22 protein-coding genes and 2 tRNA genes are annotated in these 24,685 nt (G+C 57.8%); 15 read left to right on the top strand and 9 right to left on the bottom strand.

What is annotated here, in order from left to right; genetic code table 11:
• The first annotated feature begins 46 nt into the window (after positions 1-46).
• Positions 47-123 (top strand) — tRNA-Met (locus tag ACR0BF_RS16485).
• 58 nt (positions 124-181) lie between these two features.
• Here ACR0BF_RS16485 and ACR0BF_RS16480 read toward each other — a convergent pair.
• A complete protein-coding gene (locus ACR0BF_RS16480; RefSeq protein WP_480605329.1) occupies positions 182-739 on the bottom strand; it encodes a ZrgA family zinc uptake protein in 558 nt (185 codons plus the stop codon).
• A gap of 248 nt (positions 740-987) precedes the next feature.
• Here ACR0BF_RS16480 and ACR0BF_RS16475 point away from each other — a divergent pair, with 248 nt between their 5' ends.
• The 10 genes from ACR0BF_RS16475 to speB all read left to right on the top strand — a co-directional run bounded on the left by ACR0BF_RS16475 (position 988) and on the right by speB (position 12,019).
• Positions 988-2,259: an imelysin family protein gene (locus tag ACR0BF_RS16475; RefSeq protein ID WP_480625335.1), complete on the top strand. Its 1,272-nt coding sequence runs from the start codon at positions 988-990 to the stop codon at positions 2,257-2,259.
• A 93-nt stretch (positions 2,260-2,352) separates the two neighbouring features.
• Complete coding sequence (locus tag ACR0BF_RS16470) at positions 2,353-2,646, top strand: (2Fe-2S)-binding protein (RefSeq protein ID WP_480476910.1); 294 nt, start codon at positions 2,353-2,355, stop codon at positions 2,644-2,646.
• On the top strand, positions 2,594-3,079 hold the full coding sequence (gene bfr, locus ACR0BF_RS16465) for a bacterioferritin (protein ID WP_480475650.1): 486 nt from the start codon (positions 2,594-2,596) through the stop codon (positions 3,077-3,079). Before ACR0BF_RS16470 ends, bfr begins: the two co-directional genes overlap by 53 nt.
• On the top strand, positions 3,039-4,586 hold the full coding sequence (locus ACR0BF_RS16460; protein WP_480625334.1) for a di-heme oxidoreductase family protein: 1,548 nt from the start codon (positions 3,039-3,041) through the stop codon (positions 4,584-4,586). The genes bfr and ACR0BF_RS16460 overlap by 41 nt, the downstream gene beginning before the upstream one ends.
• A 3-nt stretch (positions 4,587-4,589) precedes the next feature.
• Positions 4,590-5,600, top strand: coding sequence for an imelysin family protein (locus tag ACR0BF_RS16455; RefSeq protein WP_480553987.1), 1,011 nt, complete (start codon positions 4,590-4,592; stop codon positions 5,598-5,600).
• A gap of 3 nt (positions 5,601-5,603) precedes the next feature.
• Positions 5,604-6,689: a DUF1513 domain-containing protein gene (locus ACR0BF_RS16450; protein WP_480519029.1), complete on the top strand. Its 1,086-nt coding sequence runs from the start codon at positions 5,604-5,606 to the stop codon at positions 6,687-6,689.
• 100 nt (positions 6,690-6,789) lie between these two features.
• Positions 6,790-8,679, top strand: coding sequence for a biosynthetic arginine decarboxylase (speA, locus tag ACR0BF_RS16445; RefSeq protein WP_480625333.1), 1,890 nt, complete (start codon positions 6,790-6,792; stop codon positions 8,677-8,679).
• Positions 8,680-8,701: 22 nt separating this feature from the next.
• Complete coding sequence (locus ACR0BF_RS16440) at positions 8,702-9,925, top strand: saccharopine dehydrogenase family protein (protein WP_480605321.1); 1,224 nt, start codon at positions 8,702-8,704, stop codon at positions 9,923-9,925.
• 85 nt (positions 9,926-10,010) lie between these two features.
• Positions 10,011-11,180 carry a carboxynorspermidine decarboxylase gene (nspC, locus tag ACR0BF_RS16435; RefSeq protein ID WP_480625332.1) on the top strand — a complete coding sequence of 390 codons (1,170 nt, stop codon included), beginning with the start codon at positions 10,011-10,013 and terminating at the stop codon, positions 11,178-11,180.
• Complete coding sequence (speB, locus tag ACR0BF_RS16430) at positions 11,177-12,019, top strand: agmatinase (protein WP_480605318.1); 843 nt, start codon at positions 11,177-11,179, stop codon at positions 12,017-12,019. The genes nspC and speB overlap by 4 nt, the downstream gene beginning before the upstream one ends.
• Here the strand turns inward: speB and ACR0BF_RS16425 are convergent.
• Positions 12,016-12,606: an HD domain-containing protein gene (locus ACR0BF_RS16425; RefSeq protein WP_480605317.1), complete on the bottom strand. Its 591-nt coding sequence runs from the start codon at positions 12,604-12,606 to the stop codon at positions 12,016-12,018. The genes speB and ACR0BF_RS16425 overlap by 4 nt on opposite strands.
• A gap of 101 nt (positions 12,607-12,707) precedes the next feature.
• Here ACR0BF_RS16425 and ACR0BF_RS16420 point away from each other — a divergent pair, with 101 nt between their 5' ends.
• Complete coding sequence (locus ACR0BF_RS16420; RefSeq protein ID WP_480553980.1) at positions 12,708-13,541, top strand: LysR family transcriptional regulator; 834 nt, start codon at positions 12,708-12,710, stop codon at positions 13,539-13,541.
• 2 nt (positions 13,542-13,543) lie between these two features.
• Here the strand turns inward: ACR0BF_RS16420 and lptF are convergent, their stop codons facing one another.
• Positions 13,544-14,683, bottom strand: coding sequence for an LPS export ABC transporter permease LptF (gene lptF, locus ACR0BF_RS16415; protein ID WP_480625331.1), 1,140 nt, complete (start codon positions 14,681-14,683; stop codon positions 13,544-13,546).
• Between the two features lie 436 nt (positions 14,684-15,119).
• On the opposite strand from lptF, the gene ACR0BF_RS16410 reads away from it, so the two are divergent.
• Entirely contained in the window at positions 15,120-15,338 is a 219-nt protein-coding gene (locus ACR0BF_RS16410) for a hypothetical protein (protein WP_480487675.1), read from the top strand.
• Positions 15,339-15,502: 164 nt separating this feature from the next.
• On the opposite strand, the gene ACR0BF_RS16405 is transcribed toward ACR0BF_RS16410, so the two are convergent.
• A tRNA-Trp gene (locus ACR0BF_RS16405) sits at positions 15,503-15,578 on the bottom strand.
• 141 nt (positions 15,579-15,719) lie between these two features.
• On the opposite strand from ACR0BF_RS16405, the gene ACR0BF_RS16400 reads away from it, so the two are divergent.
• The gene (locus ACR0BF_RS16400) at positions 15,720-16,424 is read left to right on the top strand and encodes a lysophospholipid acyltransferase family protein (protein WP_480475628.1); all 705 of its coding nucleotides are present in this window, start codon (positions 15,720-15,722) and stop codon (positions 16,422-16,424) included.
• Here the strand turns inward: ACR0BF_RS16400 and ACR0BF_RS16395 are convergent.
• From ACR0BF_RS16395 to ACR0BF_RS16375, 5 genes are all read right to left on the bottom strand, one after another.
• The gene (locus ACR0BF_RS16395) at positions 16,421-16,666 is read right to left on the bottom strand and encodes a MoaD/ThiS family protein (protein ID WP_480519045.1); all 246 of its coding nucleotides are present in this window, start codon (positions 16,664-16,666) and stop codon (positions 16,421-16,423) included. The genes ACR0BF_RS16400 and ACR0BF_RS16395 overlap by 4 nt on opposite strands.
• On the bottom strand, positions 16,659-18,914 hold the full coding sequence (locus ACR0BF_RS16390) for a xanthine dehydrogenase family protein molybdopterin-binding subunit (RefSeq protein WP_480625330.1): 2,256 nt from the start codon (positions 18,912-18,914) through the stop codon (positions 16,659-16,661). The genes ACR0BF_RS16395 and ACR0BF_RS16390 overlap by 8 nt, the downstream gene beginning before the upstream one ends.
• Positions 18,914-19,393: a (2Fe-2S)-binding protein gene (locus ACR0BF_RS16385; protein ID WP_209504694.1), complete on the bottom strand. Its 480-nt coding sequence runs from the start codon at positions 19,391-19,393 to the stop codon at positions 18,914-18,916. The genes ACR0BF_RS16390 and ACR0BF_RS16385 overlap by 1 nt, the downstream gene beginning before the upstream one ends.
• A complete protein-coding gene (locus tag ACR0BF_RS16380; RefSeq protein WP_480625329.1) occupies positions 19,390-20,256 on the bottom strand; it encodes an FAD binding domain-containing protein in 867 nt (288 codons plus the stop codon). Before ACR0BF_RS16380 ends, ACR0BF_RS16385 begins: the two co-directional genes overlap by 4 nt.
• 125 nt (positions 20,257-20,381) lie before the next feature.
• The gene (locus tag ACR0BF_RS16375; RefSeq protein WP_480625328.1) at positions 20,382-23,594 is read right to left on the bottom strand and encodes a reductive dehalogenase; all 3,213 of its coding nucleotides are present in this window, start codon (positions 23,592-23,594) and stop codon (positions 20,382-20,384) included.
• A 75-nt stretch (positions 23,595-23,669) separates the two neighbouring features.
• On the opposite strand from ACR0BF_RS16375, the gene ACR0BF_RS16370 reads away from it, so the two are divergent.
• A complete protein-coding gene (locus ACR0BF_RS16370) occupies positions 23,670-24,572 on the top strand; it encodes a LysR family transcriptional regulator (protein WP_480487667.1) in 903 nt (300 codons plus the stop codon).
• Positions 24,573-24,685: the final 113 nt, after the last annotated feature.

Here is a 24,685-nt window from a genome sequence, read left to right as displayed (position 1 = left end):
CCTCTTGACCCTCCCCGGCCCCTCGCTTACATCGCCTCTCACTCACGGCGGAGTAGCTCAGTTGGTTAGAGCAGCGGAATCATAATCCGCGTGTCGGGGGTTCAAGTCCCTCCTCCGCTACCAAAATCCCCCGACCTTCGAACTAAAACATCACTTCTGGTTTCTCCTTGAATTTCAGCGTTCATCGATCCAGCCGAAGATCGAGATATGGTGCCGCGCGTGTAATTTCGACAGCGTCCTGAACCCCGCTCGTATTCAAGTGGATGTTCAGCTGGTCAGTCCCACTGAACCGCGCGAAATAGGCGAACTCGATCATGTTCAGCCCACCCATATCTTGACACTGAATGACATAGTCTGCCTGAAACTCCGAGTGACTCTCTGCCGTTGTGGAGCCTGTGACTGCGTTCGCCTCACCTTTCTGCTGTGTGATGCCGTATGTCAGAACCACATGGGCGGCCACCGTAGAGCACCCAGCTTCGGGCGGGGTTACGAACAGGTCTAGCGGGTCGGAAAGTTCTGACATTGCTATGGCCACACGCGTTCGGTTGTCATCGTTTTCAACCGGGGATTCAAACCCGACGATGTCCATGCTTGGCACCCTCAGCGCCAAGGCGAACCCTGTGTCCGAAAACACGATATCGATCTGGCCCGAACCATGGTGATGAGGCGTGGAAATCTGCGTTGCTTGCGCTGCAAGTGCCGCAGGAAACAGGAACAAGGCCAGAACCACGCGCTTCATGAACCACAAACCACCTACAAAGAATCACTTGGCTGATTTTAGCCCGAAACATGTACCGCACAATGTCATCCGCCGGATCAAGATCTCGTCAGATATGGGGATGGTGACCACCAGGCCAGCAACTCCATTTCCCGATAAAAAAACTCAGATTGACAATGTTGACTTTTTAACTCAGTTATTTCAGCGAAAGCCGCCGCGGGAACAAACCCGCCTGATCTGACAGTTCTGACAAGAAAGTAACGACCTCAATGACCAAGTTGTTTGCAACAGCCAGCGCTTTGACATTTACGACAGCCTCTTTTGCTTTTGCCGGGGATGTGCCTGCAAAAGCGGATATTCTGGAAACCTATGCCGATATTGCCGAAGCTAAGTATGACGACAGCCTGATTGCGGCAAATGCTTTGCGGGATGCAGTCGGTGCGCTGATTGCCGAACCCTCGGACGCGACCCTGACTGCGGCACGAGCAGCATGGGTTGCAGCGCGTGTGCCCTATCAACAGACCGAAGTTTATCGCTTTGGCAATGCAATCGTTGATGACTGGGAAGGCAAAGTAAACGGTTGGCCGCTGGATGAAGGTCTGATTGATTATGTCGACGCGGCCTATGGTGGCGCGACGGATGAGAACGAATTTGCGGTTCTGAATGTCATCGCCAACCCCAGCTTCGTACTATCGGGCGAAACCATTGACGCCAACACGATTACTCCGGAACTGCTGAGCGAAACCCTGCACGAAGCTGATGGTATCGAAGCCAATGTCGCAACTGGCTACCACGCTATCGAGTTCCTGCTGTGGGGTCAGGACATGAATGGCCACGGGGCAGGTGCAGGCAACCGTCCAGCCACTGATTATGCAAACGGCGATGCCTGCACCGGTGGCAATTGCGACCGTCGTGCCCAGTATCTGAGCGCCGCAACCGACCTGTTGGTCAGCGATCTGACCTGGATGACCGATCAGTGGAAACAAGGCGGCGCGGCGCGCACGGCGCTGATGGAAAATGAAACGGCGGGTGTCAGTGCGATCCTGACCGGTATGGGTTCACTGTCCTACGGTGAACAGGCGGGTGAGCGGATGCGTCTGGGCCTGATGCTGAACGACCCGGAAGAAGAGCATGATTGCTTTTCGGACAACACCCACAACAGCCATTACTACGATGGGCTGGGCGTTCAGAACGTCTATCTGGGCAGCTATACCCGCATCGATGGAACACCTGTATCGGGCGCATCACTGGCCGAATTGGTAAACGCAACAGACCCGGAACTGGACGCCGAGATGAAAGCGAAACTGGCCGTCACGATGCAAGCCCTTGGCAGGATCAAATCGACCGCGGAAGCAGGGTTTGCCTATGACCAAATGCTGGAACGCGGCAACGAAGGCGGTGAAACCCTGATCATGACCGGCGTCAACGGCCTGATCGACCAGACCAAGACAATCGAGCGCATCGTGACCGCACTGGAACTGGACCAGATTGAATTTGAAGGATCAGACAGTCTGGATAACCCCGACGCGGTATTCCACTAAACAAGAACGCGCGCCGGGGGCTTGCCTGCCCCCGATACACTCAACACGCTGACCCGCCAGCCCACTGAGCCACACAAACTCAAGCCAACATCCATGATTGTCTGCCACTGCACCAACATCTCGGACCACGACATCCGCGCCGCCATCGACTGGATGCGGACAGCCGACCCCCGAACCATCATCACCCCGGGCAAGGTTTACCGTGCTCTTGGAAAATCGGCGGATTGCGGCGGATGCATGCCTCTGTTTCTGGACACGATGCGGTCAAGCGATAATCTCGAAGTACCCATGCAACTCCGCGCCCTGCGCGCGGCAGTATCACAGGAGAGTGCAGATGAAGGGCGATCCAAAAGTCATCGAATATCTCAACAAATCTCTGCGGCATGAACTGACTGCTGTCAGCCAATACTGGCTGCACTACCGGTTGCAGGAAGACTGGGGACTTGGCCACATGGCTAAGAAAAGCCGCGAGGAAAGCATCGAAGAGATGGGCCACGCGGACATGCTAATCGAACGGATCATCTTTCTGGAAGGCCACCCCAACCTTCAGAAGCTAGACCCGCTTCGGATAGGTCAAACACCAAAGGAAACGCTGGAATGTGACCTTGCGGCCGAGATCGATGCACGGGCCTTGTACAAGGAAGCGCGCGAATACTGTCGGGATGCCGGCGACTATGTCTCGATGTCGCTGTTCGAGAAGTTGATGTCCGATGAAGAGGGTCATATCGACTTTCTCGAAACGCAGCTCGACCTCTATGAAAGGATCGGCGAAGCCAATTATGCGCAACTCAACGCATCGAAAATGGACGAAGGCGAATAGATTTGTCGCCCTGTCGGTGGTCGCCTTTGCGGCCACCCCTTCCCTGTCAGCCGAACTGGTGGATCTGCATCTGAACGTCACCCCCCGCACTGACGATGAACGCGCCCGGATTGCCGTTGTCACGGCGCCGCCCCAGGATTTCAGCGCACCGCAGCAATTTGAAGAACTGCCCGCCGGGGCCGCGACAGTTCGAGTTCGTACGGACGCGGATGCGTTCTCGCAACCCTCAGACAACTTGAGCTTTGAACAGGAGCTGAATTTCAAGGTCGGAAACGGGCTGTTCAAGAAGGTTTGGGTTTCGTCGCCCTCATCGACGCTCGCCTCTGACGGGTTGGGGCCGCTCTATAACGCGCGGTCATGCCAGCGCTGCCATATCAAGGATGGGCGCGGGCACACGCCAAACGGGCCCGATGACAACGCGGTTTCGATGTTCCTGCGGGTCTCGATCCCCGGCACGTCGGAAGATGGCTATGCAGCGATCGAAGAATACATCGCCACTGTGCCCGAGCCTACCTATGGTGGGCAGATGCAGGATTTCGCACTGGCAGGTCATCCAGCGGAATACCGGCTGGACATCTCGTACGAAGAAATCCCGGTAGCGCTTTCTGACGGTGAAACCGCCTCACTGCGCCGCCCGACTTATCAGGCAGCCGGTCTGGGTTATGGTCCGCTGCACCCGGACGCGATGCTAAGCCCACGGATCGCGCCGCAGATGATCGGGCTTGGCCTGTTGGAAGCGATCCCGGTCGAAGACCTGCTCGCCAGGGCCGACCCCGACGATTTGGATGGGGACGGCATATCGGGTCGCCCGAATATCGTCTGGTCGGTCGAGTTTGACACCCCAATGATGGGCCGGTTCGGTCACAAGGCGGGGATGCCGACAGTTATGGAACAATCGGCTGCTGCTTTTGCCGGGGATATCGGCATATCGAACCCGCTCTACCCTGCTCCGCACGGGGACTGCACCAATGTGCAGGTGAACTGCATCAAAGCCCCGCACGGCGACGATGATGAGCGCGGCTTTGAGATCGATCATCAGGGTATGGACCTGGTCGCTTTCTACAGCCGCAATCTGGGCGTGCCGGGTCGCCGCGACGTGGACAACCCCAAGGTTTTGCGCGGCAAAGAGGTATTCCATGCGACCGGCTGCGCGTCATGCCACACACCGTCACATGTCACCCATCGGATGGAAGACCGGCCCGAGCACAGTTTTCAGTTGATCTGGCCCTACACCGACCTGTTGCTGCATGACCTGGGCGAAGGTCTGGCCGACAATCGCCCCGAGGCCCGAGCGACAGGCCGGGAATGGCGCACGCCGCCTTTGTGGGGCGTTGGCCTGACCGAACGCGTCTCGGGCCACACGGAGTTTCTGCATGACGGGCGGGCGCGCACCTTGCTAGAGGCGATCCTGTGGCATGGCGGTGAAGCGCAGGCTGCCCGTGATGCCGTAGTCTCGATGCCCAAGGCAGACCGTGACGCCCTGATCAAATTTCTGGAAAGCCTGTGACCCATGCGTTTTCTTACCCTTGTTGCAGTGTTGTTGATGCCACTTGCCGCGCAGGCACAGGATCGCGCACCGATCCTGATGGACGTTGCCGAGACACATATCCTGCCCCGGTTCGAGACCCTTCCGGAAACGACCGGCGCGCTTGTCAGCGCATCATTGGTTGAGTGCGATCCGACCTCACCGGCGCTGCGCGCGGCCTACGATGCGGCTTTCGACAGCTGGATTTCAGCCAGCCACCTGCGGTTTGGTCCGACCGAGGTCGATGACCGCGTTTTCGCCTTGGCTTTCTGGCCCGACACGAAAGGGTTCACATCCAAAACTCTGTCCCAGCATATCGAGGCTCAGGATGATGCCGTGCAAAGCCCGGACGCCTATGCCGAAACGTCAATCGCAGGGCGCGGGTTCTTTGCCCTCGAACGGATGTTGTTCGATCCCACCTTCGCGGAACAGGGCAATGCCGAATATCGCTGCGCGCTGATCAGGGCGATCACGGCGGATATCGATGCCAATGCCCGCGCGATGGCGCAGGACTGGCACATCTATGCCCCTAGCCTTACCCAACCCGGAGAAAATAGCCGCTACCGGACGCAGGACGAAGCGATGCAAGAGTTGTTCAAGGCCCTGTCCACAGGTCTTGAGTTCACGGCTGACACTCGGCTGGGTCGCCCCATGGGGACATTTGACCGCCCCCGTCCGAACCGGGCAGAAGCGTGGCGGTCCGGGCGGTCTTTACGCCATGTAGAACTGTCGCTGATATCCTTGCGAGATTTAGCCGCACGGCTGTCTTTTGATCACCCCGAAATCGCGTTGGAACTGGACGCTGCGTTTGCACGTGCCATCCAGAACGCTCAATCCATTGACGATCCCTCGCTGGCCGGGGTTTCAGATCCCCAGGCCCGGTTCCGGATCGAGGCGCTTCAACAGTCGATCCACGATATCAGCACCATCGCCGTGACCGAGCTGGGTCCGACATTGGGGATCAGCGCAGGATTCAACTCGCTGGACGGAGACTAACCCATGACGTCACGCCGCCATTTTCTTGCCGGTCTTGCCGCGACCACGATTTCCCCGATCCGCGGGTGGGCCTCGGCCGGTTCGCCTGATTTTCTGGCCGCAGGGCTGTTTCCCGACGGGTCCTTTCGACTTGCCGGGTTGAGCACATTGGGCGCGATCGTGTTCTCCGTGCCTCTACCCGGACGCGGACATGCGGCCGCTGCCCACCCGCACAAAGCTCTGGCGGTCGCGTTTGCCAGGCGTCCGGGCACCTTTGCCATCGTCATCGATTGCGCAACCGGCGCGCAGATTGCGCAGCTAAAGGCCCCTGAAAGCCGACACTTCTATGGCCACGGCACATTCTCGGCAGATGGCGCGTATTTTTATGCCACCGAGAACGACTACGAAGCCGGGACAGGTATTATCAGTGTCTGGGACGCAGAAAGTTTTTCGCGTCTGGGTGAGTTTTCATCGGGCGGAATAGGCCCGCATGACATGCGCCTGATGCCCGACGGGGAAACGCTGGTGATTGCCAATGGCGGGATCGAAACGCACCCCGAAACCGGGCGCACAAAGCTGAACCTGCCGACGATGGCACCCAACCTGAGCTATCTCACCCTGTCGGGCAGGATCCAAGAGCAGGTGTCGTTACCTGACGAGCTTCACAAGAACTCGATCCGCCATCTGGCGGTGCGGAGCGACGGTCTGGTTGGCTTTGCCATGCAATGGCAGGGCAGCAAGTCCGAACACCCGCCCCTGTTGGGCCTGCATCGTCAGGGTGAAGCCCCGCGCCTGCTTGCCGCGCCGGATCACGAACAAAGCATGTTGCAGGGATACGCTGGCAGCATCGCATTTTCAGCCGACGCCGAGACGATCGCAATCACCTGTCCGCGCGGCAATGCGCTGCACCAGTTTGACACAACCAGTGGCACATTCATCGGCGCCTTCGCGCTTGAGGATGTCTGTGGGCTTGGGGCCGGTGCGAACGGGTTGGTCTTTACCACGGGAACAGGCGCCTTCGGGACATTGACGGGCGCGCGCCCAGCTGTTCGAACCCGCGCCGAATGCCAATGGGACAATCATCTGATCCCAATCCACCCGTCCGCGTAAAATTCGGAATCCCCAATCAGATAGTTTACACTTGGAAGAATCAAACTGCTGCCGTATTGGCGGGCGCGAAACTGGCACCCTACGTTAAGGACCGACTTGATTGAAACAGACGCCCGACGCACCGCATTCCATCTACGGAGTTGAGAAATGGGGCAAAGGCCTCATCGAGGTGACCGAACAGGGCGAGATCGGTCTGCGCAATCCCATGGCCCCCGAGACAGCGGCGATCAGCCTGCCCGGTATCCTCAGCGATCTGGACGACCGCGGCATCAAGGCACCGATGGTCCTACGAGTCGCGTCTTATCTGGAACACGAAATCGCCCATCTGAACGAAAGTTTCCAAGATGCGATTACGCGCGTGGGCTATAATGGCAGCTATCGCGGCGTATTCCCGATCAAGGTAAACCAACAGGCCCAGGTTGTTGACCGGATCGTCGAGTTTGGGAAGAAATATAACTATGGGCTCGAGGCAGGCTCCAAACCCGAACTGGTGATTGCGCTGGCCCATCGTCTGGCCCCTGACGCGCTGATCGTGTGCAACGGCGTCAAAGATGCCGAGTTCATCCAACTGGCGATTCTAAGCCGCAAGATTGGGTTCAACACGGTCATCGTTCTGGAAAGCCCGAAAGAGGCCGACACGGTAATAGAAGTTTACAACGAACTGGGCATCGAGCCCCTGATCGGTGTTCGGGTGAAGCTGACCAACCAGATCAGCGGCAAATGGGAAGAAAGTTCGGGCGACCGCTCGGCCTTTGGGATGAACACCGATCAGCTTATCGCCACGGTAGACAAGCTGAAAGACGCAGGCTTGCTGCATTGCCTCAAGCTGCAGCATTCACATCTGGGCAGCCAGGTTCAGGATGTCAACGATGTGCGCCGCGCTGTGGGCGAAGCCTGTCGCTATTACACCGAGCTCACTCGCGAAGGCGTTCCATTGACTCACCTGGATCTGGGTGGCGGCATGGGGGTCGATTACACCGGCGAAAAGAAAGCTGCCGAAAACTCGATCAACTACACGGTCGAAGAATACTGCGCCAATGTCGTCGAAACCGTGGCCTACGCCATGGACGAGGCAGAGGTGGGCCATCCGACACTGGTCACGGAAAGTGGGCGCGCGGTGGTGGCGACGTCCTCGATGCTGGTCTTCAACGTGCTCGAAAGCACGCTTTACGATGCGCCCAATGGCCCCGAGGTTGATCCGGATGACCACCACTTGGTCTCGGACCTCGCCGCGGTGCACGGATACCTCTCCCGCGACCGTCTGCAGGAATGCTGGAACGACGCCACCTTCTATCGTAACGAGCTGCGCGCCCTGTTTCGTCGCGGCTATGTCGACCTGCGTCAGATGGCGCGGGCCGAACGGATATACCTGTCGCTGATGGCCCGGCTCAAGGCATTGGCCGCGTCAGAGGATCTGGAAACGGACCTGAATGACCAGCTTGAAAAGGTTGCTGATATCTATCACTGCAACTTCTCGCTGTTCCAGTCGTTGCCAGATGTCTGGGCCATCGACCAGCTGCACCCGATCGTGCCGTTGCAATATCTGAACCAGATCCCCGACCGTCGCGCCGTGCTGTCCGATATCACCTGCGACAGCGACGGCAAGATCGACCGGTTCATTCTGGCCGACGGTGTTTCCCCCAGCCTGCCGGTGCATTCCCTGCCCGAAGAGGACGAATACTTCATGGGTGTCTTCTTCGTCGGCGCCTATCAAGAGACCTTGGGCGATCTGCACAATCTCTTTGGTGACACCAACGTCGTCACCATCGACCTGCGTCGGGACGGTGGCTTTGACCTGCTGCACGAACAAGAGGGCGACACGATCAGCCAGGTTCTGTCATATGTCGAATTCGACCCGCAGGATTGCGTCGCCGCCTTCCGCAAAATGGTGGATGAGGCGATTTCGACCGGCACCCTGAAAGCCAAGGACCGCAAAACCCTGATGAGCGCTTACCGCGACTCGATCAATGGTTACACCTATTACGAATAACCCCTGAGAGGAGATCACCCCCATGGGAACTTTGAGTGGCAAAACACTGGTTGTCGGCGCAGGTGGCGTATCCCACGCTGCCGTGCACAAGATGGCAATGAATTCAGATATCTTCACCGAAATCACGCTGGCCAGCCGCACGAAATCGAAATGCGACACTATCGCCAAGTCGGTGAAAGACCGTGTGGGCGTTGATATCGCGACCGCCGAGTTGGACGCCTACAAGGTCGAAGACACTGTAAAGCTGATCAAGGAAACTGGTGCTGAAATCCTCGTAAACCTCGCCCTGCCCTATCAGGATCTGGTGCTGATGGACGCATGCCTTGAGGCGGGCATTCATTACGTTGACACCGCGAACTATGAGCCCGAGGACGAGGCCAAGTTCGAATACCACTGGCAATGGGCCTATCAGGAACGGTTTAAGGCGGCCGGTTTGACAGCCATCCTTGGTTCGGGCTTCGATCCCGGGGTCACATCGGTCTTTGCCAAATGGTTGAAAAAGCACAAGCTGGACACCATCCGCCAGATCGACGTGCTTGATGCCAATGGCGGTTCGAACGATCAGGAATTTGCCACCAACTTCAACCCCGAAATCAACCTGCGCGAAGTACTGGCCGAAGTGCGCCACTGGGAAAACGGCGAATGGAAACATTCTCCCGCCATGACTCACAAGGTCGAGTTCGATTTCCCCGCCATCGGCCCCAAGAACATGTACCTGATGTATCACGAGGAACTGGAATCGCTCTCGACCCACTTCCCCGAGATCGAGCGTGCCCGTTTCTGGATGACATTCGGCGACGCCTATATCATGCATGCCAAGGTCTTGGAAAACGTAGGCATGACCCGCATCGACCCTGTGATGCATAACGGTAAGGAAATCATTCCGATCCAATTCCTGAAAACCCTTTTGCCTGATCCCGGTGATCTGGGCGCGGAAACCAAGGGCAAGGCCTGCATCGGCGATATCGCCACAGGTCAGGCCAAGGATGGCTCAGGCGAGAAGACCTATTACATCTACAATATCTGCGATCATCAGGAATGCTATGCGGAAGTCGGCAGCCAGGCCGTCAGCTACACCACCGGTGTCCCCGCCATGATCGGCGCGGCGCAGGTGCTGAAAGGCAACTGGACCGAGCCCGGCGTATGGAACATGGAACAGCTCGACCCGGACGACTTCATGGCCATGCTGAACGAACATGGCCTGCCATGGCAGGTCCATGAACTCGACGGCCCGGTCACCTTCTGATCCGCTTCAGCTTCATCTGGCCCTAAATATCCCGGGGGTCCGGGGGCAGCGCCCCCGGCCTCTCCACCAAACGGAGACGCCGGTTATGTCCGACATGATGACCACACAGGCCGGAGACGCCGGTGCCTTCCGCAATTTCAACCTCTCCCGTGTACCCAGCCCTTGCTTTGTGGTCGACGAAAAAGCGGTTGAACGGAACCTGAAAATCCTCGCTGATGTCGGAACCCGTTCCGGCGCGCATGTTCTCAGCGCGCTCAAGGCGTTTTCAATGTTCTCACTGGCCCCGTTGGTGCGCCGACACCTTGTGGGCACCTGCGCCTCGGGTATCTATGAGGCCCGGCTGGGCCGCGAGGAATATGGCGGAAAGGTCGCCACCTTCTGCGCCGGGTACAAAGACGCGGATTTCGACGAAATCCTGTCGTTGTCCGATCACGTCATATTCAACTCCCCTGCCCAAAAGGATCGGTTTCTCGCCAAAACCCAAGCCGCCAAAGTGCACGTTGGCCTGCGCATTAATCCGGAACATTCTGAAGGCGAGGTTCCGAAATACGATCCCTGCGCCCCGTGCTCGCGCCTTGGCACACCGGTCATCCAACTGACCGCCGACACCCTGCGCGGTGTTGACGGGCTGCACATGCATACGCTTTGTGAACAAGGGTTTGCGCCTTTGCAGCGCACCTGGGACGCTGTCGAACCGAAGCTCAAACCGTGCCTTGATCAGCTCAAGTGGCTGAACTTCGGCGGTGGCCACCACATCACCCGCGACGATTATGACCGCGACGGGCTGGTGGCCTTCCTCAAGGACATTCGCGAAACCTATGGCATTGATGTTTATCTCGAACCCGGCGAGGCTGTGGCGCTGGACGCAGGTGTTCTGATCGGTGAAATCCTCGACCTGCCGACCAACGGCATGAACCTCGCGATCACCGATATTTCGGCCACATGCCACATGCCCGACGTGATCGAGGCCCCCTATCGCCCTGCCCTGATGGATGAGGCCGAAACAGGCCATACCTATCGCCTTGGCGGCCCGTCCTGTCTGGCGGGTGACGTTATTGGCGACTACACCTGGGACAAGCCGCTGGAGATCGGACAGCGTTTTGCCTTCCTCGATCAGGCACATTACTCGATGGTCAAGACAAACACCTTCAATGGCGTCCCCTTGCCCACAATCGCCCTGTGGAACAGCGAAACGGACGAGCTGAAGATCATCCGGCAGTTCGGATATGACGACTTCAAGGACAGACTCTCATGAGCATTTTTCTCGACAGCGAATTGACCACATCCGAACGCACCGAAGATGCCCGCTTTCGCGTGATCCCGGTGCCTTTGGAGCGCACGGTCTCTTACGGTTCCGGCACGGCCAACGGCCCCGAAGCGATTATCGAGGCCAGCAATGAACTGGAACGCATCACCGGTCACGCGGAGCCCTGTGTCGAAGGGATTTTCACCGAAGAACCGCTGAATTGTGACGGCCCGTTGCCCGAGGTGATGGAACGCCTTGCGCACCGCACCGAGGCTGCAATTCGGGCCGGAAAGGTGCCGGTCACTTTGGGCGGCGAGCATTCCCTCAGCTATGGCGCAGTAATAGGTGTAGCCCGTGCGCTAAACCAACCCATCGGCATCGTCCAGATCGACGCCCATGCCGACCTGCGCAACGCTTATCAGGGCGAAAAACACTCCCACGCCTCAGTGATGCACCTGCTTGCCGAAGAAGGTGTGCGGCTGGCCCAGTTCGGTGTACGCGCTTTTTCAACTGAAGAGGCCCAAAGCCGACTGAAAAACCACGTTTTTCACGTAGATGCCGAGGAACTGGTGACAGGTAACATCCATTCGGTTGACCTGCCTGCAGACTTCCCCGAGCTGGTCTATGTCAGCTTCGACGTTGATGGGTTGGATCCATCGCTGATGCCCGCCACCGGAACACCGGTGCCCGGTGGGTTGGGCTATTATCAGGCACTGCGACTGGTCGAACACGCGCTCAAGGGACGCAGATGCGTGGGCTTCGACGTGGTTGAGCTGGCCCCGGACGGCAATGCCGCCTGGGACTTCACCACAGCTCAGATTGTCTATCGCCTGATGGCCGCCTGTTAATCTTCGGCAGTTTCGTTCAGCTCCATATGGCCTTCGCCCTTGCTCAGGATGCGGCGCAGCATGGGTTCAAAAAACTCCAGCGGTTTCGTCGGATAGTCTGGGTCAAACGCCTTCTGATCATATTCATGGCAGAAATAGCGACAGTCTTCCCAATGGGGGCTGTCGCGATACTTGTCGCGCGCGTTGCGGTCGCCGCCAAGGTGGTGGTTGTAGTAGTAACCCTGAAACACGCAATGGTGTTTGAGTATCCAATAGGTTTTCTCGCTGACATACGGCTTCATCATCGCCGCTGACAGCTCTCCATGGTTGTAGGGTGACAGAATATCGCCGGTATCGTGGATCAGAGCGGCGACCACCAACTCCTCATCCGCGCCATCCTCATAAGCCCGGGTCGCGGCCTGAAGGCTGTGCTGATACCGGTTGACCGGATAGGGTGTCCATTCCTCGTCCAACGACCGAATAGCGTCGAGGATGCGATCCGGCAGAGCCGCATTATACGCCTCTTCATAATCCATAACGGCGTCCCAGTCGGCCTTGGTGGCATTCTCAAAACTGGTCCAGGTCGGTTTGTGGCTTTTGTCCAGCATGGCTGATCCCTTGGCGTGTTCCCTGAAGTCGACAATATTACGAGTCGCAACTTCAAAAAAATGAATTGATTTTATCACAATGATCAAAAAATACTCTCGGTATGCGAACCAAAGCTTTGGAAACCTTTCTATGTGTGGCTGAAACGGGTGGTTTTCATGCCGCTGCCCGTAAGCTGAATGTGACTCAAACGGCCGTCAGCGCGCGCATTCATCTGATCGAAGAAGAAACCGGCAGACCACTGTTTACCCGCGGCGCCGGTGGTACAGCGCTGACCGAATTTGGCAGACAATTCAAACCGTATGCAGAACAAATATTGTCCCTTTGGGCCTTCGCGTCGCGCGACTTACCGTTGCAGACGCAAAACCGCCCGGCACTTCGGTTGGGTGGTCAGCTCAGCATCTGGGACCCTTTGCTTGTGGATCTGGCTGTTCGGTTCGAACAGCGCTTTGACAAACTGCTGCTGACACTGAATTACGATCACGATCTGAACATGGTTGAAGCTGTGGCGACCCATGTGCTGGACGTGGCGATCACGCATGAAACGCCATCAGACCGACGCGTCACCTATCACGAACTGGAACCGGAGCTTCTAACCCTCGTCAGAACCCCGCAAGCAGCAACGGCAGAAAACGATTTGGTCTTCGTCAATCTTGAACTTGGAGAGATCTACCAGGATCACGTTAGATCGGCTGTGCGACGCGCCTCAGGGCAGACCTTGTTTCTTGGCAATTGCATGATGGCGCTACGATATGTCCTGCAAAGAGGCGGATGCGGCTACTTCCCCGACTACGTCATTTCGCAACATCTGGCTTCGGGTGCGCTCGAACGGGTCGAAGACAGTGTAAGCCTGCCGTTGCCGATGTATTTGGTCGCCCGTGGCGATCGCGAAGAATTCGACGACATTCGTTGTTGTCTGGAAGAACTTCGAACCTGAAATCAAGCGGGTGTTGGGATGACCTCGGACCCGCGCGCACGTTTCCGCATAAGCGGACGACCTGCGACAAGCAGAAAACAGCACGAGATCAACATACCCATAACGGCAGGAAGGTAAAGCAGTGCCCAAAGCTTCGGGTCATCGATCACAACCGGGGACACAAACCCGCGTACGCCTTCAAGCAGCACAAGAATGGTAAAGGCACCCAAAATCTGAGGCCACAATCCAAACCGTGAAAAGCTGCCCAGCATCAGGGTTGAATACCCCGCCAGCGACACGGCGATGCAAATGGCTATCCAGGAAAATCGCTGATGCAGTTCTTCGATCAACTTACCCTGGCTGAACCCCTCGGTTTCTGAAATCGTATCCCGGTTGAGGATCAGATCAGAGGTCGGAATGGCTTCGAGGCTGCGGTTCGTCAACGGGCTTGCGTTCGTCAGTTGCGAAATGTCGTATGATGCGTCCTGAAACAGGGTCGAGGAGAGAACCCTGCCCGCCTTGTTCAGGCGCAGCGCCACCCCGTCGACCATCACCAGATGAATTCCCGCGTCGTTATTGACCAGATAGGCCGTCACACTGGAATAGCTGACTGCGTTTTCCGGGTCGCGCCGATCGGATACGAACACCTCGTGCAACGTACCGTCCAAATCGATGCCACCGATGTAAACCGTAACATCTTCGGCGGGGTGCAGAAATTCGCCTTCATTCAACAACTGCGCTGTCACATCTCCTGCTACTTCGGCTTGCCGGTATTCCAATTGTTGGACCGATGCAGGGCGCAGGAACACACTGATGGCAGCCATCATCAGACCGGTGATCACACCGAACAAAACAACGGCCCGCGCTAGTCGCCACGGGCTTGACCCGGTTGCCAGCATCACTGTCATCTCGCTTTCGCGACTCAATCTGTTGGTCGCATAGACGGCAGCCGCAAATACCGCCATCGGCATAACCGTACGAACAAGCGTTGGCAGGGTAAGCGCGGTGAATTCAAGAAACACCATAGCGGACTGGCCACCGCTGATGACTTTGTTAAACAGGCTGACAGAACGGGTGATCCAGAAGACACCCACCAGGACGAGGGTGAAGAAGCCGAATAAAACCAGCAATTGCCGCAGAAAATATCCATCAAAACGCGACATATATCCTCATCCGGCTGATTGCGTCGTGGCCGGACAATAAGTCAATCGCCCACCCAAGGAAACCTCGATTACCGCCTCAGAACCGGCATCGACGGCAACCTAGTTATTCGGACATAGGAAGGGCGCGCTCAACCACAAGCGCGCCCCGGCCACAGGAGGGAAAAACAAAACAGCGTCATGTACCGAACGTGAGCGCCAACTCGTAACAGTTGCAAGTAAAGCGGGATTCTAGTGATTGGTCTGTGATTTAGTTCACCTTTGAACCGGTCACATGAACACTCTTATGGACAAGAACCCCAGCAAAAAGTTAACGACACGTTAACGCCTTGTTTCCAGCCCATTCACTGTACTACCCACATAGTGATACCTGTCGGTTTTGGGAATGTCCGTGACAGGACGATTGCAAATAACAGTATCAGTTGGCACAAGGGGTCCGATGGCAATGCATAAACCTTCGACATCAGAAGCCGCTGCACTGAATGCGCAATTACTGAAAAAGACCGACTCGGATTACGATGTCGCTATGTGGGCCGCGTGTGCATTGATGGCGCTCCACTCAGACAAACCAGCGGTGTTTCAAGAATATCAGAATATGTGGGCTGAAAAACTGGATGCGGTACGCCCGCACGAAAAAACAGGTGCCAACAAAAGATAACAACAGGTCACGATGGCCTCGCGCCATTGTAGCAGTGTTGTCGAAGCCAATGCTGCGACTAGTATTGATCCAAGCGCGAAATAGCTGAAGACAGGTATAGCGAACTCAAAGGCTGAAACCCGTTCATCCTTGGAAATCACAACTTAGTATTCGGACAATTTCAATGGCAGGGGCAGCAGGGTTCGAACCCGCGACCTACGGTTTTGGAGACCGTCGCTCTACCAACTGAGCTATACCCCTGTAGTGAGCCCCAGATATGCCAGCCGCGCGGCGGACTCAAGAGGCTTTTTCAGATTCCGATCCACGAAATGTCCGGACAAACAAGTTGCGCAAAATGCGTGGTGCGCTAAGACAAGGACCGGTTAGCAGAAGGAACCCGGCGTGAACCTCCGTAAGAAGATTGCAGACAGCGAAGCTGTGCTAAACTGGGTGGCGCGTCGGATTGCAAATTATATTCGGCTGGTACACCGCAACACACGTTGGCAGCGCATCGGCTATGAAGAACTGGACCAGTTGGCTGAACAGGGTGAGCCGGTCATCGTTGTTCTCTGGCATCAACGGCTGGCGCAGTCGCCTTATTTTTTCCCGCTGGACAAGGGGCGCATCTGTTCGATTACATCTTCTGCGCGGGCTGGCAGCATGGTGGGTCGCGTGCAAAAGTTGTTTGGAATGGACACCATTGCCATGGCCAGCAAGGCACGCCATGTCGCCCTGTCGCGACAGGTATTAGGCAAAATGAAACAGGGGATATCCATTGGCATAGCGGCGGACGGCCCCCGTGGGCCAGAGCGGGTTTTGTCGACGGTTCCGCTGGTTTGGGCGCGAACATCGGGTAAACGTGTTTTTGGTATTACCTTTTCGGCGAAACATGGGCGAGAAGCAGGAACATGGGATCATCTTTTGATGCCCCGCCCATGGGGTAACGAGGGGGTTTTTCTGTGCCGAGAATGGACAGAAACAGTTCCGCGGAAAGCCAGCGAAGACGAAATAGAAACGCTGCGTTTGAGTCTCGAACAACACATGAACGATATCACGGCCGAAGCAGACCGAATGGTCGGGCGCGAGCCTTGGTCGCCTGACGCTTAACCGCCCCTCAGCCTTTGCATCAAATAGACTTCACTGCCTTCGGGAATCGGTTCGGTCAGCCCGGTCGCGATCACGCGCCCGTCGACAGCGATAGATACGCCAGCGTCGATGGGTGCTTGAAGCTGCGGATACGCACGCACGAGCGCACGCAGCAACTCTCCGGTGGTTTTGGCCTCGACCTCAACCACCTGCTGGCCCCCGGTCAGTGACCGGAGGCCGGACCAGAGGTGAACCTCAACCATTGCCCTTGAGAGCGGCCAGAATGCGTGGCGGCGACATCGGCAGCCGCTTCATTCGCACGCCAGCCGCGTTGGACACAGCGTTGGCGATGGCGGCCAGTGGCGGCACGATACCCGTTTCGCCCACACCGCGAACTCCAAACGGGTGGCCCGGATTCGGAACCTCGACGATCACGGTGTCGATCATCGGCAGGTCGCTGGCCACCGGGATGCGGTAGTCGAGAAAGATCGAGTTCTGCAATCGACCGTCTTCGCCGTAGATATATTCCTCGTTCAGAGCCCAGCCGATACCTTGCGCGGCACCGCCCTGATACTGGCCTTCGACATAGGTCGGGTGGATCGCTTTGCCCGCGTCCTGAATGACCGTGTAGCGGGTCACACTGGTCTTACCGGTTTCCGGGTCAACCTCGGCATCGACGATGTGGGTGCCAAAGGACACGCCAGCACCTTCGGGGGTTGCCTCGAAATGGCCCGAGATCGGACCACCGGTTCGGCCCATATCAGCGGTGATATCGGCCAGCGGCATCGGATCGAAATCGCCTGCATTCGGGCCCGAGGGCACCGCACAGCCGTTTTCCCATTTCACCGCATCAACCGGGATGCCCCATTTGGCCGCAGCCCGTTCGCACAGTTTCTCGACCGCGTGCCTCGCAGCCTTGATAGTTGCCAGCCCTGACGCATAGGTCACGCGAGAGCCATGGCTTACGTCATTGTAGCCCAGTGTGGCCGTATCGGCGATGGTCACCCGGATATTCTCATACGGGATGCCCAGAACCTCGGCCGCCATCAGGGCCATCGATGCGCGCGAACCACCGATATCAGGCGTTCCGACCATCACCTGAGCCGAGCCATCCTCGGACAAGGCAAGCGACACGCTGGTCTCGCCACCATGGTTGAACCAGAAGCCACAGGAAATACCGCGCCCCTGCCCCGGCTTCAGCGGAGCCGAATAATGAGGATGCGCCTTGGCTGCTTCTAGCGTTTCGACAAGACCGATGCGCTCGTAGGTCGGTCCATAGCTGGCCTTCGTGCCCTCATGCGCGGCGTTTTTCAGGCGTACCTCAACGGGGTCGAGACCCAGCTTGTTGCACAACTCGTCAATCACCGACTCGACCGCAAAGGCACCCATCGGTGCACCCGGCGCGCGGTACGCTGCCTGCTTTGGGCGGTTGGCCATAACGTCATAGCCGATCTGCTTGACGTTGGTCAGGTTGTACGGCGCAAAGGCACACATGGCAGTCATGTCGCCCGGCGCGCCGGGAAAGGCTCCGCCCTGAAGGCGGAAGATGCCCTGAGCCGCCGAGATCGTGCCGTCTTTCTTCATGCCGATTTTGACGTCCATCGAGGCAGACGAAGTCGGACCAGTAGCCCGGAACACCTCGGACCGGGTCATCACAAGCTTGACCGGGCGATTGGCCTTACGGCTGAGCGCTAATGCGACGGGTTCGATGAAAACGGTTGTCTTACCGCCAAACCCTCCGCCGATCTCAGACGCAGTGACACGCAACTGCGAGGTTTCGATCCCCAGAAGCGCGGCACAGGTTTTCTGCGCAATCCAATGCCCCTGCGTCGTGCACCACAACTCACCCATACCGTCATTACCCAATATGGCCAAACAAGCGTGCGGTTCGATATAACCCTGATGCGTCGCTTCGGTGACGAAACTGTCTTCGATGACCAGATCAGCTTCGGCAAATCCGGCCTCGACATCGCCGTGACCGCTTTCATGGTAGCGGACAACGTTCGGGTGCATTCCTTCCGGCACGGAATAATCCGCAGCTCCTTCGCGGATGACAGGCGCATCCGGTGCCATCGCCTTATCCACATCGGTGACGTGGGGCAGCACTTCGTACTCGACCTCGATCAGCTTGAGCGCGTCACGAGCCGCCAATGCCGAAGTCGCAGCAACCGCTGCAACCGCGTGCCCGTCATATAGCGCTTTCTCACCGGCCATAACGTTTTCCAGAACGTTATAGAATTCGCCTTCCAGACCGGGTTTGAACGGCACGTCAGCAAAGTCGGCACGCGTTACAACAGCTTTGACATCCTTATGTGCCTCGGCTTTCGACGCGTCGATCTTCACAATCCGCGCATGCGCATGAGGTGAGCGCAGAATCGCGCCATGCAGCATTCCCGGGGCGTAGGCATCCGCACCAAATTTGGCGCGACCTGTCACCTTGTCCAGACCGTCCGGGCGGTTGGGGCGGGTGCCGACAAAAGTGAAATCTGATTTACGATCGTCCAGAGCCATTACGACGCCTCCCGCATCTCAGCCGCCGTATCCATCACGGCGCGAATGATCTTGTCATATCCAGTACAACGGCAGAGGTTGCCTGCCAGCCAATACCGCGTTTCTTCCTCGGTCGGGTTCGGGTTTTTCTCCAGCAGAGACTTGGCCGCCACCAGAATGCCCGGCGTGCAGATGCCGCATTGCAGGGCGGCGTATTCGATCATCTTCTTTTGCAGCGGATGTAGAATATCACCGTCGGCAATGCCTTCGACGGTTTCGATCTGCTTACCCTCGGCCTCCACACCCAGCATCAGGCATGAACAGACCAGGCGGCCATCAACGGTGACCGAGCATGCGCCGCAATCGCCGGTGCCACACCCCTCTTTCGCGCCTGTCAGGTTCAGCTTGTCACGCAGACAATCCAGCAGGGTTTCACGCGGATCACACAGGTATTCGACCGCATCGCCATTCACGGTGGTGGTTACGTGGAACTTTTTCATGCGTCTTCTCCCTTCGCGCGGGCATAGGCAATTTTTGCAGCGCGCTTTGCCAGAACGCCTGCGACCTCGGTACGGAACGCGATCGTGCCGCGCTTGTCGTCAATCGGGTTACAAGCGGCAGAGGCGGCGGCGGCCAGCGCTTCCAGGGCCGCATCATCCAGCGCGCTCCCGATAATGGCCTTGGCACAGTCTTCGACCAGCAGAACGGTCGGGGCCACGGCGCCCAGTGATACACGGGCCTCAGTGATGGTGTCGCCGTCAAGACGCAGGTTCACACCAACGCCAACCACAGCGATGTCCATTTCGGTGCGGGGGATGAACCGCAGATAGGCATCGCCGCCGTTTTCGCCACGTGCCGGGATATTGACCGCCGAGATCAGCTCGCCTTTGGCCAGCGAGGTTTTACCGGGGCCGGTCGGAATATCCTCGACCGCGACTTCGCGAGTGCCGTCCGGGCCGGTCACGGTAACAGTCACACCAGCTGCGACCATGGCGGGCACGGAATCAGCCGCAGGTGAGCCGTTACACAGGTTACCGGTCGGTGTTGCGCGCCCCTGCACCTGGGTTGATCCGATCAGGTCCATCGCCTCGACCACACCGGGCCAGTCACGACCCAACTCGGGATGCTCGCTCATTTCGGCACCGGTTGCGGCAATTCCCAACGTCCAGCTTCCATCAGCATTGCGGGTAATGTCGTGTACACCGTTGATTTTCTTGATGTCGATCAGCGTATCAGGCGTCACCAACTCCGAGCGCAGCTGCACCAAAACGTCGGTGCCGCCCGCCAGAAAGCGCGTGATGCCCGTCGCATTTGCGGCCAGAGCCGAAGCCTCGGCAAAGCTGGCGGGGCTGTGATAATCCATAATGCTACCTCGCACCTGTTGGTCAGGGATATCTGGGTTCGGGGCGACGTTAATTCACCACCCACCTGACGTCCATGGGCCGAGCGACCAAATTTAACCGTCCAAAGGTCGCTTTCTGACCATGCTTACAGATCGAGCTCGATCACACCATCCGGCTCCGCAGCGCGGCTTTGGCACAGAATCATCGCCCCTTGGCGCTGCTTTTTGGACAGCACGAAATCCCGATGCTCGACCTCGCCCGAAAGGACACCGCATTTGCACACACCACAGATACCATCGGCGCATTTCACATCCACGCGAAAACCCGCCTCGTTCAGAACCTGAGCGGCATCCTTGTCTGCGGGCACAGGCAACGTTTTACCTGAACGCGCGAGTTTCAGGATAAATGGGTGGTTTTCGTAGTCCGGGGTTTCCGGGACCGAGAAATACTCAAGATGTCGGGCCTCTTCGGGGAAACCCTGATGTTCCGCGGCCTGCATGACCCCTTCCATGTACCGATCAGGCCCGCATGTATAGACGTGCCATCCCTGCTGATACCCCGACAGGATCGCATCCAGATCAGCGCGCGAGCCTTCATCCGAGAAATGGTAGTGGACGCGGTTCGCCCAGGGCATCCCCGCCAGATCATCCAGATACCCCGCCCCACCCCGCGTGCTGGCCGAGTAGTGCAACTCGAAATCCATGCCCAATGAATGCAGGCGATGAGCAAATGCGATCATCGGGGTTATACCGATACCACCCCCCATCAAAAAGGTTTTGGACGCCCCTTCGTTCAGTTCGAAATGGTTGATCGGTTTCGAGATGAAAACCTTGCGCCCTTCGTTGAAAATTCGGTGCAGCAAGGCCGAGCCACCCCGCCCTTCATCCTCGCGCAGAACACCGATCTGATAAGACCCCCGTTCCGACGGGTCGCCAGACATGGAGTATTGGCGCAGGAACTCTGGCGCGACAAGCACATCCAGATGCGCACCTGCGGACCATTCAGGAAGCGGCGCACCGTCAAGGGAGGAAAACTCATACTTGGTGACATCCGAGGTCATCTTGTCGACCTTGGTCACAGCGACCCGCATCACCGGCGCGTCACCTGCGACCTGATAACGATGAATGATCGACATATCCCCCGCAGCTTTACGCGCCTTGTACTCTTCGGCTGTCACCAAGGCCTCATAGGCGGCAATTCCTGCCTCGCGATCCATTGCAAACGGATAGGGCCAGGGGTGCGGGGCCAGATAGGCCGGGTAGACCGCCAATGTCTGATCTTCGTATCTAAGGTACAGATCCTTTTGCAGATCGCGCCGGTTCAAAGGGTGTGTTGTTGGCCGATACGCCCCGTCGGGCTGCAACTCGATATCCCACCACCATTTCTTGGTGTCGTTCAAACCGCCATTGCCAACCGCATCATCCAGCTTGGCCAATGCAGGCGCCGCCGAGGGGATGTTCATCGCGGCCCAACGGAACGGGCGCTCCTTGAAGATACCCTCTAGGTTCCAGGGGCAGGTCTTCATGCACCGCCCGCACATTGCGCCTCCCGGAGTGGTCACGCGGTAGGTCGCGCATTTCTGGCTGTCGGATTTCCAGATTTCATAGCCGTTGAACATCAGCTTTGGCCCAGCCGTGATCGCGCCCGATGGGCATTCGCGCGCGCATTTGTTGCAAGACTCACAAAAGCTTTGCAGACCGAAATCAATGGGCCTGTCATGCGCGATCGGCATATCGGTGGTCACCACGCCTGATTTCAGGCGGGGCCCCAGATAGGGGTTCAGGATCACTTCGCCGATCCGGCTGACTTCGCCCAGACCGGACAGTAACAAAAGCGGAGGTTGCAGAACTTCGCCATCCATCACCGTGTGCGCCTTGGCTTTGTAGCCCAGATTGCGGATCTGCTGAGCAATCACGCCACCCAGCAAGGAGAATCTCAGATAGGCGCGCATCGATTGAGCGACGCTGATCCAGTCGTCGCCGCTGGCACCCTCCATAGTCTCATATCCCTGATCGATGATCATGCTGACGGCCTGATCATGGGGCGGTACGATTTCTTCGCCGGTCGCGTCATGGGAATACCAGGCCCATTCCGGGCAGCGGCTGAGACCCACCGCATCGACCCCCAGAAAATAAGTCGCAGCCTTGATGTTTGCTGCGTTGCGTTGCGCGTCAGATTGCTTGGACGCGTCAGCGCTTTCACCGTCCTGCAACAGCACAAACGCACCCAAAGCGCGGCGTTGGGCAAAACTCGGTGCTGCCTTGCGTACGTAGTACCCACCTTTGGCCGCGTCCTGTAGCGACTTGCCCATATCTCCAAACTGCGCCCGGGCAAACATATCCGCACGCTTGGGCACGCGAGCGACATTCTCTTCGTCAATAAAGGTCGTAGGTGTCTCGACCCGTTTGAGTTTCTCAAACGGATGTGCCCCGTCCACATAGCGCCGCTTGGCATAGGGGTCACGGTTGAGGGCGTTCTTGGCAAAGCCCGTTCCCAACCACCATGCCGGCCCCTGCGTCCGGAACCAGGGCTGATCGGCCATAGGCTTGAGCGGTTTGTCATGGGCGATCGGCATCTCAGTCGTCACAGCGGCCAAACCAAAGCGCTTGCCCAGCCAGGGCACGACGACCTCGCCATTCTCGACCGAAGCCAGCCCAGCGGCAACCGCCAGCTTGCCCAAATCAACGTCGGTCGACATCATGCTGTGCGCCCGCGCGTCAAAGCCCAAAAGGCGGATGTAATTGGCGATGACCACCGCGTTCTCGGTCGCCAGCAGACAGGCACGATGATCCTGGGCGTCGACAATCCAATCAGCTCCGGGTTCGGACAGGTCGGGGTCGCGGTTGTGTTCGTAAAGAAAGACAATGCTGTGCCGATGGCTGTCGATTGGCTTGGGCGCGGCCTCCATACTGTCTTTCAGATCAGCCATGATGACGTCGATCCCGGATGCCAGCGTTTTGGTCTGACGGGTGCGCAAAGCGTGGGCAAGCCGGTCAATATCGGGATTGCGGCGGGCCTCGGGCAACAGCGCATCAGATGGCAGCGGTCCGCACCCCATCATCGACGCATCGTTGAAATAGCCGAATGCTTTAATGTGGTTGGCCCGTTCCTGCGGGTTCGATGGAATCTCCGAGGCAACCGGGTTCACCATTCCGTCGCGGATGGCGTCCATCATCGCCTGAAACTCACCCATCGCATTGACGATGCTGTCACGGTGTTCCGGTCGGCGGAAACTCAGCTCGGCCAAAGGGGGCACAAGCGACAGATCCGGCATGTCATTTTGCCGGGCCAAACGCTCCAGCGGGTAACCGCCCATATGAACGGGCCGGTTTTTGTCCGAGAATAGACGGATCCCCATCGAATATCTCCTGTTGATGCCCGTCCCGTACCCCGCCATGGACAGCAATACCATTCATGATTAATCATAAATAGTATGAGCAAAATTGATTTCACTGACCTTGATGGCAAGGTTCTACGCATTTTTTTGACGATACTCGAGGAAAGCTCGGTCTCGAAAGCCGCAGATCGGCTGGGGGTTACGCAATCTGCGATCAGTCATACACTGGCCAAACTACGGCAGGTTCTGGGCGACCCGCTCTTTGTTCGTTCAGGTCAGGGTCTGACGCCTACCGAACGCGCCCTGTCCCTGAAAGAGCCTGCGCAAAAGGTGCTGGACGGGATGCGCGCGCTGACCGACGGCCGACCGTTCGATCCGTTGTCGGAACAGATCAACATCCGCATTGCCACTAATGACATGCCACGAGAGCTGATCTTTCCACAGCTGCTGCGTCACACCCGCGCCGAAGGCGCGCGCCTGCGGTTGGAATTCATCCCATCGGGTGTGCCCGATCCCGAGTTGTTGCGCAGCGACCGGTGCCAGTTGATGCTGACCCCGCTGCCGCCCGACGGACCAGATATTTTCCAGAAAAGACTGATCGAAAGCCCGCTGATGGTGTTCTACGACTCGACGCAACGCCGACCACCGGGCAGCTGGCAGGACTATTGCCACAGCGACCATGTCGAGGTGCGATTTGCCGATGGCCGAAACGCCCGTGCCGTGATGCGCGGCGTTGATCAAAGCCAGATCAATCCTGCGGTTGTAACCCTGCCGCATTTCAACGCGATCCCGGCCTTTGTGCAGGGCAGCGACCTGATCTCGACAGATACGGCACTGATGAAACAGGGCCCACTTGCCGCGCTGGATTGCGCACCGTTACCTTTCGCCTGCCCGCCTGTGTCCATCTATATGGTCTGGCATCAAAGATCGACCAATGACCCCGCCCATCGCTGGTTACGCGGCCGGATAGAAGCCATCGCAGCGTCCCTTCAGACCTGAGACAGCCGTCAGCTGCGCATGACCCGGGCCAGGTTCGGCTGCGGACACGGTCACGAGTACTCAACAAAACTGATTGGTCAAACCGCAAATCATTCGCCATCCTGAAACCAAAT

Source organism: Ruegeria sp. AG7 (genome assembly GCF_056541545.1).
The sequence above is the reverse complement of the archived record's forward strand: the minus strand, read 5'-3'. Positions and strand labels throughout refer to the sequence as shown.

Coding starts and splice junctions, on each gene's coding strand:
- ACR0BF_RS16480 (WP_480605329.1), bottom strand. CDS start 739: ATGAAGCGCGTGGTTCTGGCCTTGTTCCTGTTTCCTGCGGCACTTGCA.
- ACR0BF_RS16475 (WP_480625335.1), top strand. CDS start 988: ATGACCAAGTTGTTTGCAACAGCCAGCGCTTTGACATTTACGACAGCC.
- ACR0BF_RS16470 (WP_480476910.1), top strand. CDS start 2,353: ATGATTGTCTGCCACTGCACCAACATCTCGGACCACGACATCCGCGCC.
- bfr (WP_480475650.1), top strand. CDS start 2,594: ATGAAGGGCGATCCAAAAGTCATCGAATATCTCAACAAATCTCTGCGG.
- ACR0BF_RS16460 (WP_480625334.1), top strand. CDS start 3,039: ATGCGCAACTCAACGCATCGAAAATGGACGAAGGCGAATAGATTTGTC.
- ACR0BF_RS16455 (WP_480553987.1), top strand. CDS start 4,590: ATGCGTTTTCTTACCCTTGTTGCAGTGTTGTTGATGCCACTTGCCGCG.
- ACR0BF_RS16450 (WP_480519029.1), top strand. CDS start 5,604: ATGACGTCACGCCGCCATTTTCTTGCCGGTCTTGCCGCGACCACGATT.
- ACR0BF_RS16440 (WP_480605321.1), top strand. CDS start 8,702: ATGGGAACTTTGAGTGGCAAAACACTGGTTGTCGGCGCAGGTGGCGTA.
- nspC (WP_480625332.1), top strand. CDS start 10,011: ATGTCCGACATGATGACCACACAGGCCGGAGACGCCGGTGCCTTCCGC.
- speB (WP_480605318.1), top strand. CDS start 11,177: ATGAGCATTTTTCTCGACAGCGAATTGACCACATCCGAACGCACCGAA.
- ACR0BF_RS16425 (WP_480605317.1), bottom strand. CDS start 12,606: ATGCTGGACAAAAGCCACAAACCGACCTGGACCAGTTTTGAGAATGCC.
- ACR0BF_RS16420 (WP_480553980.1), top strand. CDS start 12,708: ATGCGAACCAAAGCTTTGGAAACCTTTCTATGTGTGGCTGAAACGGGT.
- lptF (WP_480625331.1), bottom strand. CDS start 14,683: ATGTCGCGTTTTGATGGATATTTTCTGCGGCAATTGCTGGTTTTATTC.
- ACR0BF_RS16410 (WP_480487675.1), top strand. CDS start 15,120: ATGGCAATGCATAAACCTTCGACATCAGAAGCCGCTGCACTGAATGCG.
- ACR0BF_RS16395 (WP_480519045.1), bottom strand. CDS start 16,666: ATGGTTGAGGTTCACCTCTGGTCCGGCCTCCGGTCACTGACCGGGGGC.
- ACR0BF_RS16390 (WP_480625330.1), bottom strand. CDS start 18,914: ATGGCTCTGGACGATCGTAAATCAGATTTCACTTTTGTCGGCACCCGC.
- ACR0BF_RS16385 (WP_209504694.1), bottom strand. CDS start 19,393: ATGAAAAAGTTCCACGTAACCACCACCGTGAATGGCGATGCGGTCGAA.
- ACR0BF_RS16380 (WP_480625329.1), bottom strand. CDS start 20,256: ATGGATTATCACAGCCCCGCCAGCTTTGCCGAGGCTTCGGCTCTGGCC.
- ACR0BF_RS16375 (WP_480625328.1), bottom strand. CDS start 23,594: ATGGGGATCCGTCTATTCTCGGACAAAAACCGGCCCGTTCATATGGGC.
- ACR0BF_RS16370 (WP_480487667.1), top strand. CDS start 23,670: ATGAGCAAAATTGATTTCACTGACCTTGATGGCAAGGTTCTACGCATT.